Annotated in this window: 11 protein-coding genes and 4 tRNA genes; all 15 read right to left on the reverse strand. The window is 54.8% G+C overall.

Going from position 1 to position 11,719, the window contains the following annotated elements; genetic code table 11:
* Positions 1–11 precede the first annotated feature (11 nt).
* Positions 12–4,085 carry a DNA-directed RNA polymerase subunit beta gene (gene rpoB, locus KVG95_RS24355; protein ID WP_007896631.1) on the reverse strand — a complete coding sequence of 1,358 codons (4,074 nt, stop codon included), beginning with the start codon at positions 4,083–4,085 and terminating at the stop codon, positions 12–14.
* A 220-nt stretch (positions 4,086–4,305) separates the two neighbouring features.
* Positions 4,306–4,671: a 50S ribosomal protein L7/L12 gene (gene rplL, locus KVG95_RS24360; protein ID WP_008073881.1), complete on the reverse strand. Its 366-nt coding sequence runs from the start codon at positions 4,669–4,671 to the stop codon at positions 4,306–4,308.
* An 80-nt stretch (positions 4,672–4,751) separates the two neighbouring features.
* Positions 4,752–5,252: a 50S ribosomal protein L10 gene (gene rplJ, locus KVG95_RS24365; RefSeq protein ID WP_007896629.1), complete on the reverse strand. Its 501-nt coding sequence runs from the start codon at positions 5,250–5,252 to the stop codon at positions 4,752–4,754.
* Positions 5,253–5,450: 198 nt separating this feature from the next.
* Positions 5,451–6,146, reverse strand: a complete 696-nt coding sequence (gene rplA, locus KVG95_RS24370; protein ID WP_007896626.1) for a 50S ribosomal protein L1 — start codon at positions 6,144–6,146, stop codon at positions 5,451–5,453.
* Positions 6,146–6,577, reverse strand: coding sequence for a 50S ribosomal protein L11 (gene rplK, locus KVG95_RS24375; RefSeq protein WP_008008888.1), 432 nt, complete (start codon positions 6,575–6,577; stop codon positions 6,146–6,148). Before rplK ends, rplA begins: the two co-directional genes overlap by 1 nt.
* A 117-nt stretch (positions 6,578–6,694) precedes the next feature.
* The gene (gene nusG, locus KVG95_RS24380) at positions 6,695–7,228 is read right to left on the reverse strand and encodes a transcription termination/antitermination protein NusG (protein WP_217858220.1); all 534 of its coding nucleotides are present in this window, start codon (positions 7,226–7,228) and stop codon (positions 6,695–6,697) included.
* 9 nt (positions 7,229–7,237) lie between these two features.
* Positions 7,238–7,606, reverse strand: coding sequence for a preprotein translocase subunit SecE (secE, locus tag KVG95_RS24385; protein ID WP_007896620.1), 369 nt, complete (start codon positions 7,604–7,606; stop codon positions 7,238–7,240).
* Positions 7,607–7,651: 45 nt separating this feature from the next.
* Positions 7,652–7,727 (reverse strand) — tRNA-Trp (locus KVG95_RS24390).
* A gap of 53 nt (positions 7,728–7,780) precedes the next feature.
* Positions 7,781–8,974: an elongation factor Tu gene (gene tuf / locus KVG95_RS24395; RefSeq protein ID WP_007896619.1), complete on the reverse strand. Its 1,194-nt coding sequence runs from the start codon at positions 8,972–8,974 to the stop codon at positions 7,781–7,783.
* A gap of 84 nt (positions 8,975–9,058) precedes the next feature.
* A tRNA-Thr gene (locus KVG95_RS24400) sits at positions 9,059–9,134 on the reverse strand.
* A gap of 26 nt (positions 9,135–9,160) precedes the next feature.
* Positions 9,161–9,234, reverse strand: a tRNA-Gly gene (locus tag KVG95_RS24405).
* Positions 9,235–9,258: 24 nt separating this feature from the next.
* Positions 9,259–9,343, reverse strand: a tRNA-Tyr gene (locus tag KVG95_RS24410).
* A gap of 142 nt (positions 9,344–9,485) precedes the next feature.
* Positions 9,486–9,926 carry a hypothetical protein gene (locus KVG95_RS24415; protein WP_217858221.1) on the reverse strand — a complete coding sequence of 147 codons (441 nt, stop codon included), beginning with the start codon at positions 9,924–9,926 and terminating at the stop codon, positions 9,486–9,488.
* Between the two features lie 7 nt (positions 9,927–9,933).
* Positions 9,934–10,683, reverse strand: coding sequence for a pantothenate kinase (locus KVG95_RS24420; RefSeq protein ID WP_052967039.1), 750 nt, complete (start codon positions 10,681–10,683; stop codon positions 9,934–9,936).
* Positions 10,673–11,632, reverse strand: a complete 960-nt coding sequence (gene birA / locus KVG95_RS24425; protein ID WP_217858222.1) for a bifunctional biotin--[acetyl-CoA-carboxylase] ligase/biotin operon repressor BirA — start codon at positions 11,630–11,632, stop codon at positions 10,673–10,675. The genes KVG95_RS24420 and birA overlap by 11 nt, the downstream gene beginning before the upstream one ends.
* Positions 11,633–11,719 lie beyond the last annotated feature (87 nt).

Raw genomic sequence — 11,719 nt, forward strand, 5'->3', positions numbered from 1 at the left:
CGCGTCACGTGTTATTCGGTTTCCAGATCGATATCGATGCCGAGGGAACGAATTTCTTTGATCAACACGTTGAAGGACTCGGGCATGCCCGGCTCCATACGGTGATCGCCGTCCACGATGTTTTTGTACATCTTGGTCCGGCCGTTCACATCGTCCGACTTCACTGTGAGCATTTCTTGCAGAGTGTAAGCAGCACCGTATGCTTCCAGTGCCCAGACCTCCATCTCCCCGAAACGCTGACCACCGAACTGCGCCTTACCACCCAGCGGCTGCTGGGTAACCAGGCTGTACGAACCGGTAGAACGAGCGTGCATCTTGTCGTCTACCAAGTGGTTCAGCTTCAGCATGTACATGTAGCCAACAGTAACCGGGCGCTCGAACTTGTTGCCGGTACGACCGTCGGTCAGCTGCATCTGGCCGCTTTCTGGCAGGTCTGCCAGTTTCAGCATGGCCTTGATTTCGCTTTCCTTGGCGCCGTCGAACACTGGAGTGGCCATTGGTACGCCGCCACGCAGGTTCTTCGCCAGATCCAGGATTTCCTGGTCGGAGAAGCTATCCAGATCTTCGTTACGACCGCCGATCTGGTTGTAGATCTCGTCCAGGAAGGTGCGAAGTTCAGCAACTTTACGCTGCTCTTCTACCATCCGGTTGATCTTCTCGCCCAGACCTTTGGCTGCGAGGCCCAGGTGGGTTTCAAGGATCTGACCAACGTTCATACGCGAAGGTACGCCCAACGGGTTGAGGACGACGTCGACCGGGGTGCCATTGGCATCGTGCGGCATGTCTTCAACCGGCATGATCACGGAGACCACACCTTTGTTACCGTGACGACCGGCCATCTTGTCGCCCGGCTGGATGCGACGACGGATTGCCAGGTAAACCTTGACGATTTTCAGCACGCCTGGAGCCAGGTCATCGCCCTGCTGCAGTTTGCGCTTCTTGTCTTCGAACTTGTCGTCCAGCAGACGGCGGCGATCAACGATGTAGGCCTGAGCCTTCTCGAGCTGCTCGTTCAGAGCATCTTCAGCCATGCGCAGCTTGAACCACTGACCATGCTCAAGACCGTCGAGAACTTCGTCGGTGATTTCCTGACCTTTCTTCAGACCGGCGCCGCCTTCGGCTTTGTGGCCGACCAGAGCGGAACGCAGACGTTCGAAAGTGGCGCCTTCAACGATACGGAACTCTTCGTTCAGATCCTTGCGGATCTCGTCGAGTTGAGTCTTCTCGATCGACAGTGCACGAGCATCACGCTCAACGCCGTCACGGGTGAAGACCTGTACGTCGATGACAGTACCCTTGGTGCCGGTAGGCACACGCAGGGAAGTGTCTTTAACGTCGCTGGCTTTTTCACCGAAGATGGCACGCAGCAGTTTTTCTTCCGGAGTCAGTTGGGTCTCGCCTTTCGGAGTGACCTTACCAACCAGGATGTCGCCTGCGCCAACTTCAGCACCTACGTAAACGATACCGGCTTCGTCCAGTTTGTTCAGTGCAGCTTCACCCACGTTTGGGATGTCTGCAGTGATTTCCTCAGGCCCAAGCTTGGTGTCACGCGCCACACAGGTCAGTTCCTGAATGTGGATCGTGGTGAAACGGTCTTCCTGAACAACACGCTCGGACAGGCAGATGGAGTCTTCGAAGTTGAAGCCGTTCCATGCCATGAACGCGATGCGCATGTTCTGACCCAGAGCCAGTTCACCCATATCGGTGGACGGACCGTCGGCCATGATGTCGCTGCGCTGAACCCGATCACCCTTGCTCACCAGCGGACGCTGGTTGATGCAGGTGTTCTGGTTGGAGCGGGTGTACTTGGTCAGGTTGTAGATGTCGACACCAGCTTCACCGGTTTCAACTTCATCATCAGCAACACGAACCACGATACGGCTGGCGTCGACGGAATCGATCACGCCACCACGACGAGCCACGACGCAAACGCCGGAGTCACGGGCTACGTTACGCTCCATGCCGGTACCGACCAGCGGCTTGTCAGCGCGCAGGGTTGGTACAGCTTGACGCTGCATGTTCGAACCCATCAACGCACGGTTGGCGTCGTCGTGCTCGAGGAACGGGATCAGCGACGCTGCAACCGAAACTACCTGCTTCGGCGATACGTCCATCAAGGTGACGTCTTCCGGCGCCTTGACGGTGAACTCGTTCAAGTGACGAACAGCTACCAGCTCGTCGATCAGGACTTTCTTGTCGTTCATCGTGGCCGAAGCCTGAGCGATCACGTGATCAGCTTCTTCGATGGCGGACAGGAACACGATCTCGTCGGTGACCAGAGCGTCTTTCACCACACGGTACGGGCTCTCGAGGAAGCCGTACTGGTTGGTGCGCGCATAGGCAGCCAAGGAGTTGATCAGACCGATGTTCGGACCTTCCGGCGTTTCAATCGGGCATACACGACCGTAGTGAGTCGGGTGTACGTCACGCACTTCAAAGCCAGCACGCTCACGAGTCAAACCGCCAGGGCCGAGTGCAGAGACACGACGCTTGTGGGTGATCTCGGACAGCGGGTTGTTCTGGTCCATGAACTGGGAGAGCTGGCTGGAACCGAAGAACTCTTTCACCGCCGCAGCCACTGGCTTGGCGTTGATCAGGTCTTGCGGCATCAGGCCTTCGCTTTCAGCCATCGACAGACGCTCTTTGACCGCACGCTCAACACGTACCAGGCCAACGCGGAACTGGTTCTCGGCCATTTCGCCTACGCAGCGAACACGACGGTTACCCAGGTGGTCGATGTCATCGACGATGCCTTTACCGTTACGGATGTCGACCAGAGTCTTCAATACCGCGACGATGTCTTCTTTGCACAACACGCCCGAACCTTCGATCTCGGTACGACCGATACGACGGTTGAACTTCATCCGGCCGACCGCAGACAGGTCATAGCGTTCAGGGCTGAAGAACAGGTTGTTGAACAGAGTCTCGGCAGCGTCTTTGGTTGGCGGCTCGCCAGGACGCATCATGCGATAGATCTCGACCAGCGCTTCCAATTGGTTGCTGGTGGAGTCGATCTTCAGAGTGTCGGAGACGAACGGACCGCAGTCGATATCGTTGGTGTACAGAGTTTCGATGCGAACAACCTGAGCCTTGGCGATTTTCGCCAGGATCTCGGTGTTCAGCTCGGTGTTGCACTCTGCCAGGATTTCGCCGGTTGCCGGATGCACGATGACCTTGGCGGTAGTGCGACCCAGGACGTAGTCCAGAGGCACTTGCAGCTCTTTGATCCCTGCTTTTTCCAGCTGGTTGATGTGGCGAGCAGTGATACGACGACCTTGCTCGACAATAACCTTGCCTTTGTCATCCAGGATATCCAGGACAGCAATTTCACCACGCAGGCGCTGAGGCACGAGTTCCAGGCTGAGGTTTTCACCTTGCACGTGGAAGACGTTGGTGGTGTAGAACGCGTCCAGCACTTCTTCAGTGGTATAGCCCAGCGCGCGCAGCAGTACCGATGCAGGCAGCTTGCGACGACGGTCGATACGCACGAACACGCAGTCTTTCGGGTCGAACTCGAAGTCCAGCCACGAACCGCGGTAAGGAATGATGCGCGCGGAGTACAGCAGTTTGCCGGAGCTGTGCGTCTTGCCACGGTCGTGGTCGAAGAACACGCCCGGGGAACGGTGCAGCTGGGAAACGATTACACGCTCGGTACCGTTGATTACGAAGGTACCGTTTTCAGTCATCAGGGGGATTTCACCCATGTAGACTTCTTGCTCTTTGATGTCCTTGATCGCTTTGTTCGACGATTCTTTGTCGAAAATGATCAGGCGCACTTTTACCCGCAAAGGTACGGCGTAAGTTACACCGCGCAATACGCATTCTTTGACATCAAATGCCGGTTCGCCCAGGCGATAACCGACGTACTCCAGCGCAGCATTGCCGGAGTAGCTGATGATCGGGAAAACGGATTTGAAGGCCGCATGCAGGCCCACGTCGCGGAACTGATCTTTAGTCGCTCCCGCTTGCAAGAATTCACGATACGAATCCAGCTGGATGGCCAGGAGGTACGGCACATCCATGACGTCCGGCAACTTGCTAAAGTCCTTGCGGATACGTTTTTTCTCAGTATATGAGTAAGCCATCAGCGTTCCCCAGCTTGGTCACCTGCTTGTTTGGCCCCTCCCGACGGGAGCAGCCAGAAAATCGTGCAAACCCCATGGTTTGCGCCACCGCATCGGGTGGTTACAGCTCGTTACCAGCACCGACCCAGTCGGCTGCCAATAACGGAAAAAGGCCGGTGGCAAGAGCCACCAGCCATCAGCCTTTCGCTTAACGCTCGGGCTGGAGGTGCAAAGTCGATGCTTACTTCAGCTCGACTTTAGCGCCTGCTTCTTCCAGAGTAGCTTTGGCTTTGTCAGCTGCGTCTTTCGAAACAGCTTCCAGAACCATGGCAGGAGCGCCGTCAACTACAGCCTTGGCTTCTTTCAGGCCCAGACCGGTCAGTTCACGTACTGCCTTGATCACGTTAACTTTCTTCTCGCCAGCTTCGGTCAGCATGACGTTGAATTCAGTTTGTTCTTCAACAACGGCAGCAACAGCAGCTGGACCAGCGGAAGCAGCGGCAGCGGAAACGCCGAACTTCTCTTCCATGGCCTTGATCAGCTCAACGATTTCCAGAACGGATTTTTCGCCGATTGCTTCGATGATTTGGTCGTTAGTCAGAGACATGACTATAAATTCCTGTATTGGGGTGACAGCCTACGCGGCCATCGAAATAAACAATAAACGCTGAAAGGAGTCGCTCAGCCTTAGGCTGCGGCAGCTTCTTTCTGGTCGCGAAGGGCCGCCAGAGTACGAGCCAATTTGCTGGTTGCGCCTTGAATCACGCTCATCAGCTGAGAAATTGCTTCGTCACGGGTCGGCAGACTTGCCAGTACGTCGATCTGATTAGCTGCGAGGAACTTGCCCTCGAACGCAGCTGCCTTGATCTCGAACTTATCCTGACCTTTTGCGAATTCTTTGAAGATACGAGCAGCAGCGCCCGGATGTTCTTTCGAAAATGCAATCAAGGTCGGGCCAGTGAACACGTCGTTGAGCACGTCATATTGAGTGCCAGCAACGGCGCGCTTGAGCAGGGTGTTACGTACAACACGTACGTAAACGCCAGCTTCACGAGCCTCTTTACGGAGTCCGGTCATAGCGCCAACTGTCACGCCGCGGGCATCAGCCACAACAGCAGACAGGGCAACATTGGCAGCCTCGTTGACTTCAGCGACGATGGCCTTCTTGTCTTCGAGTTTAATTGCCACGGGTTTAACTCCTGCTTGTTACCGTTTCATCCAACCGAAGCCGGATGTCGTTTTGGTGTCTGATTCGGTAAGGAACCGGGAGCACCATCTGCGTAGGCTTGAGGTTTAAGACTTGCGTCGCCTACGGTCTTGGATAGCCCCCGCCAGGCAGGGACCCCAATCTTTCAATTGGCGCAATCGCTTGCGCCAACCTGTGTCTTACGCGTCGAGCGAGCCTTGGTCGATGACCAGACCTGGACCCATGGTGGTGCTCAGGGTAACGCGCTTGACGTAAATACCTTTCGAGGAAGCTGGCTTGATACGCTTCAGATCAGCGATCAGGGCTTCAACGTTTTCCTTCAGCTTGACGGCATCGAAGCCGACTTTGCCAACGGAGGTGTGGATGATGCCGTTTTTGTCGGTGCGATAACGAACCTGACCAGCCTTGGCGTTTTTAACCGCGGTAGCTACGTCTGGAGTTACAGTGCCGACTTTAGGGTTAGGCATCAGGCCGCGTGGGCCCAGGATCTGACCCAACTGACCAACAACGCGCATGGCATCCGGGGATGCGATAACCACGTCATAGTTCAGGTCGCCGCCTTTCATTTCGGCAGCCAGGTCGTCCATACCTACACGGTCAGCGCCGGCAGCCAGAGCAGCCTCGGCAGCTGGACCCTGGGTGAACACAGCAACGCGAACAGTCTTGCCAGTGCCGTGTGGCAGCACGGTAGCGCTACGAACGACCTGGTCGGATTTACGCGGGTCAACACCCAGGTTCACAGCAACGTCGAACGACTCGCTGAACTTGACAGTCGACAGCTCAGCCAGCAGAGCAGCAGCGTCTACAAAGTTGTAGGACTTGCCTGCTTCGATTTTGCCGGCGATAGCCTTTTGACGCTTGGTCAACTTAGCCATTACACACCCTCCACGTTAAGGCCCATGCTACGAGCAGAACCGGCGATAGTACGCACGGCTGCTTCCATATCAGCTGCAGTCAGATCCGCGTTTTTGGTTTTCGCGATTTCTTCCAGCTGAGCACGGGTCACGGTGCCAACCTTAACGGTGTTCGGACGAGCAGAACCGCTAGTCAGACCAGCAGCCTTCTTCAGCAGAACCGAAGCAGGTGTGGATTTGGTTTCGAAAGTGAAGCTACGGTCGCTGTAGACAGTGATGATCACTGGAGTCGGCAGACCTGGCTCAATACCCTGAGTACGGGCGTTGAAAGCCTTGCAGAATTCCATGATGTTCACGCCGTGCTGACCCAAAGCAGGACCAACAGGTGGGCTTGGGTTAGCCTGAGCGGCCTTCACTTGCAGCTTGATGTAAGCGGTAATCTTCTTGGCCATGAGGCACTCCAATTACGGGTTCGAACGCCTCGAAAGGCTCCCCGGTTACTTGCGCGTTTATCCCAGTGACGACAAAACCCCACAGCCTAGGGCTGCGGGGTTGGGATGCTTGCTCAACTAGACCTTTTCGACCTGGCTGAACTCTAGCTCTACCGGAGTAGAGCGACCGAAAATGAGCACTGCCACTTGGATCCGGCTCTTCTCGTAGTTAACTTCTTCAACCGTGCCAGTAAAATCAGCAAACGGTCCGTCATTGACACGTACCGACTCGCCTGGCTCGAACAACGTCTTCGGCTTCGGCTTGTCGCTACCATCAGCAACGCGACGCAGAATCGCTTCTGCCTCTTTATCAGTGATCGGTGCAGGCTTATCAGCAGTACCGCCGATGAAACCCATCACCCGAGGAGTATCCTTGACCAAGTGCCAAGTACCCTCGCTCATGTCCATCTGGACCAGCACATAACCTGGGAAGAACTTGCGCTCGCTTTTGCGTTTCTGGCCATTACGCATTTCAACCACTTCTTCAGTGGGAACCAGAATTTCGCCAAAGCCATCTTCCATGCCAGCCAGCTTTACGCGCTCTACCAACGAGCGCATGACATGCTTCTCGTAACCGGAGTAAGCATGCACAACGTACCAACGCTTAGCCACGGGACACCCTTAGCCGACAATCAAGGAAACAAGCCAGCCGAGCAGGGAATCAAGCCCCCACAACAGCAACGCCATAACCAGAACAACAGCCACAACAATCAGCGTGGTCTGCGTGGTTTCTTGGCGAGTTGGCCATACGACTTTACGAATCTCGGTGCGAGCTTCCTTAACCAGTACAAAGAAAGACTTGCCCTTGACTGTCTGCAGGCCTACAAAGGCAGCTACAGCAGCAATGACAAGCAAAGCGAGTACGCGGTACAGGATCGGCGAAGCAGAGTAATACTGATTGCCAACAACGCCAACAACCACCAAAGCGACTACTACTAGCCACTTGAGCAGATCGAAGCGAGAGCCTTGAGCTTCAGCTTTAGGAGTCATCTATGAAGATCCTGTGAAAAGAAAGCCAGACACACCAAGTGAATCTGGCAGGTCAGGAGGGAATCGAACCCCCAACCTACGGTTTTGGAGACCGTCGCTCTGCCAATTGAGCTACTGACCTAAAACAAAATCAGGCCGACCATTATGCCGGCCCGAAAAAGACATTACAACAACTTACTCGATGACTTTTGCTACGACACCAGCGCCGACGGTACGACCGCCCTCACGGATAGCGAAACGCAGACCATCTTCCATCGCGATGGTTTTGATCAGGGTAACGGTCATTTGAACGTTGTCACCCGGCATCACCATTTCAACACCTTCCGGCAGCTCGCAGTTACCAGTCACGTCAGTTGTACGGAAGTAGAACTGTGGACGGTAGCCCTTGAAGAATGGCGTATGACGACCACCTTCTTCCTTGCTCAGAACGTAAACCTCAGCAGTGAACTTGGTATGCGGCTTGACGGTGCCGGGCTTAACCAGAACCTGGCCACGCTCAACATCATCACGCTTGGTACCACGCAGCAGAACGCCGCAGTTCTCACCCGCACGACCTTCGTCGAGCAGCTTGCGGAACATCTCAACACCAGTGCAAGTAGTTTTGACAGTGTCACGAAGACCAACAATCTCAACTTCTTCCTGAATGCGGACAATGCCACGCTCAACACGACCAGTCACAACAGTACCGCGACCGGAGATCGAGAACACATCCTCGATCGGCATCAGGAACGGCTTATCGATAGCACGCTCAGGCTGCGGAATATAGCTATCCAGAGTCTCGACCAACTTCTTGACGGCGGTAGTGCCCATCTCGTTGTCGTCTTGACCATTCAGCGCCATCAGCGCCGAACCAATGATGATCGGCGTGTCATCACCTGGGAAATCGTAAGTGCTCAGCAGATCGCGCACTTCCATCTCAACCAGTTCCAGCAGCTCAGCATCGTCAACCATGTCAGCCTTGTTCAGGAAGACAACGATGTACGGAACGCCAACCTGACGGGACAACAGGATGTGCTCACGGGTTTGCGGCATCGGACCATCAGCGGCCGAGCAAACCAGAATCGCACCATCCATCTGTGCAGCACCGGTAATCATGTTTTTTACGTAGTCGGCGTGACCTGGACAGTCAACGTGTGCGTAGTGACGCACAGCCGAATCGTATTCAACGTGAGCAGTATTAATGGTGATACCACGAGCTTTTTCTTCTGGGGCGCTATCGATCTTGTCGAAGTCAACCTTTGCCGAACCGAACACTTCGGAGCAGACACGGGTCAAAGCGGCGGTCAGAGTTGTCTTGCCATGGTCTACGTGACCAATGGTTCCAACGTTGACGTGCGGCTTGTTACGTTCGAACTTTTCCTTAGCCATCGAAATCACCCCTAGCAGAAGAATTAAGCAAGTACTATCAGCCATTAAAACAAAGGCAGATATTTTCATATCTGCCTTGTTATATGGAGCTCTTGAGCGGATTTGAACCGCTGACCTCACCCTTACCAAGGGTGTGCTCTACCAACTGAGCTACAAGAGCGTAACACTTTGCAGGACCTGCAAACTTGGAGCGGGTAGCGGGAATCGAACCCGCATCATCAGCTTGGAAGGCTGAGGTTCTACCACTAAACTATACCCGCGGAGCTTGCAGCTCTCGCTAAAAATGGTGGAGGGGGAAGGATTCGAACCTTCGAAGTCGTAGACGTCAGATTTACAGTCTGATCCCTTTGGCCGCTCGGGAACCCCTCCTAAGCGAGCCGGCATTCTATATCATGCCAGCCTTCTGTCAAGCATTTTCTCATTAAAAACCTGAGGTTAGCTGCGTTGACCTCGCTTCACACTGCTGACTGTTAAAGGTCTTCACTGCGAAGCGGGCGCCATTCTATGCAAACTATTCGACGGGTGCAACCCCCTCGCACGGCATTATTTTATGTTTTAACCCATTGAATTCTTTAGAAAGGTTTTGCAACTGCGAGTCACCCAGCAAACGCCGGCTTTCTGGTGCCACACGCACCCAGTAACCATCAGACTCGGCGGGAGCCCTCAGCAAGGACTCGAACTTGATTTCCATGCTACTCAATCGCCGCTCAACCGCCTGAGCCGCTTCCTGACGAGAAAAACCGCCAAGATAGAGGCATCCATCGTCTGCCTGGGCAGGCTTTCCTTTATCACGAGCCGCGTCAGTCGTTTCACTCAACAAGCGAATGTCCTGCTGCGAACCCCGATACAAACTCAAAGGGGTTACATCCTTTGCGCGCAGAGGAGCCTCTTGTTGGTGCCAGATGTAATAGAACACATTGAGAACAAGCAGCAGCAGAAACAACCAACGCATAAAAACCTCAGGACAAGGGACACGCCATCGCCAAACCTACAAATACCAGATCTGGAACCACCCTGGCTTCGGGCACAATCTCGGAGACCAGATCAGCATCCCCGCCAGTCAGAAAGACTGCGAAATCATCTCCCCAATAGCTGCGCGCCAACTCTAGCTGAGTCAGGACAAACCCTCTCAACATTAGCAAACAACCACGCTCGACCGCCTCGACGGTTGTACGTCCAGGAACAAGACTCTCCAAAGCGCGCTCGGCAGCAAGATCTCCATAGCGAATTCTACGGGTATGGGTACGCAGCTGGTTGCGCATCAAAGGCATCCCCGGACAGATAAATCCCCCGAGATGCTCACCATCCCCTGCAATAAAGTCAGCCGTAACCGCCGTACCAAAGTCGAGCACCAGACAAGCACCCGAAGCCAGATGAAATCCTCCGAGCATTGCAAGCCAGCGATCAAGCCCTAGCCGCTCGAACTCCTCATAGCCATTTCGAACCCCGGACATCTCCCGAGCCGGTGTCGCGCACACTACGGAAACGCCGAAAGCCTCGGTCAGCAGAGAAATCAGCGCACTTGTTTCTTCGGCGGTTCTGACACTGACTAAGCGACAATGCATGAGAGCGAGCCCCTTGAGGCCTTTCAAGCTCTCCAGCAATGCGAGATCTGAATCAACGACCCCCTCGCCAATCACCCGCCTGACATCCTCGCCGAGCACACGCCACTTGATGAAACTGTTTCCACAATCGAGCTCAAGAATCATCACGTAACCTCAGACTGAGCTCGCCACCACTAAAGACCTTCTCCACACCATTCACCTTCAAGCGCAAGGCACCCTGGCCATCGATACCCAGCACCTCACCATCTATCTGACTAACACCGGCAATCAACGATACCGCCCGCCCCTGCCATAGATGATTTTGCTCCCACTCCGCCTGGATTGCCGGAAATCCGCCGGCCTGGTGGCGATCTAAATAGGCCTGGAGCATCAACCCTAACTCCGCAACCAGATGATTGCGATCAACAGCCTTACCCGACTCGAGGCGCATGGACGTCCATTGCTGATCAACCTCATCGGTCATCTGCATGTTCACATTTATTCCGACACCGATCACCACGTGACACACATCAGCAGGATCCCCCACCAATTCGAGCAGTATTCCTGCAATCTTTTGCTGACCCACCAGAACATCATTCGGCCACTTCAACCCCACACCTGAAATACCAAGCCCTCGCAAGACTTGCATTACGGCAAGCCCGACAACAAGACTCAAGCCTTCCAGCTGCCGCATCCCACCATCAATGCGCAGTACCAGGCTGTAATAGATGTTTTCCGCGAACGGGCTCACCCATTTGCGTCCACGCCGCCCACGACCAGCCGTCTGCCGCTCAGCGAGCACCAGAAATGGCGCAGGCTGGCCACGCTCGATAGCCCGCAAGGCTTCAGCGTTGGTAGAGTCAATTGAATCGAAGACTAGAATGGGCCACTCGCAAGAAGGCTCCCGCGCGCTTATTTCCGCAGGATCAAGCAGTGTCAACGGCGCAGCCAGTTGATAGCCACGACCGCGCACTTTATGAATGGATAAACCGAGCTCAGCCTCCAAGTGCTGAAGCTGCTTCCATACAGCGCTACGACTGACGCCCAAGGCAGCACCCAGGGCTTGGCCCGAATGGAATCGACCATCCTTAAGAAGCTTTAACAAGGTCAGCATGCAAGCCTCGCCTCACAATGAGGCCCGCATGATAGCCATGCCCCGGGCTGTTGCATAGAAACCCTACAAGCGAGATTTTCCTGCGGA

The organism is Pseudomonas farris, assembly GCF_019145235.1.
In the GTDB taxonomy this organism is placed as follows: Bacteria; Pseudomonadota; Gammaproteobacteria; order Pseudomonadales; family Pseudomonadaceae; genus Aquipseudomonas; species Aquipseudomonas farris.

Coding starts and splice junctions, on each gene's coding strand:
- rpoB (WP_007896631.1), bottom strand. CDS start 4,085: ATGGCTTACTCATATACTGAGAAAAAACGTATCCGCAAGGACTTTAGC.
- rplL (WP_008073881.1), bottom strand. CDS start 4,671: ATGTCTCTGACTAACGACCAAATCATCGAAGCAATCGGCGAAAAATCC.
- rplA (WP_007896626.1), bottom strand. CDS start 6,146: ATGGCTAAGTTGACCAAGCGTCAAAAGGCTATCGCCGGCAAAATCGAA.
- rplK (WP_008008888.1), bottom strand. CDS start 6,577: ATGGCCAAGAAGATTACCGCTTACATCAAGCTGCAAGTGAAGGCCGCT.
- secE (WP_007896620.1), bottom strand. CDS start 7,606: ATGACTCCTAAAGCTGAAGCTCAAGGCTCTCGCTTCGATCTGCTCAAG.
- tuf (WP_007896619.1), bottom strand. CDS start 8,974: ATGGCTAAGGAAAAGTTCGAACGTAACAAGCCGCACGTCAACGTTGGA.
- KVG95_RS24415 (WP_217858221.1), bottom strand. CDS start 9,926: ATGCGTTGGTTGTTTCTGCTGCTGCTTGTTCTCAATGTGTTCTATTAC.
- KVG95_RS24420 (WP_052967039.1), bottom strand. CDS start 10,683: ATGATTCTTGAGCTCGATTGTGGAAACAGTTTCATCAAGTGGCGTGTG.
- birA (WP_217858222.1), bottom strand. CDS start 11,632: ATGCTGACCTTGTTAAAGCTTCTTAAGGATGGTCGATTCCATTCGGGC.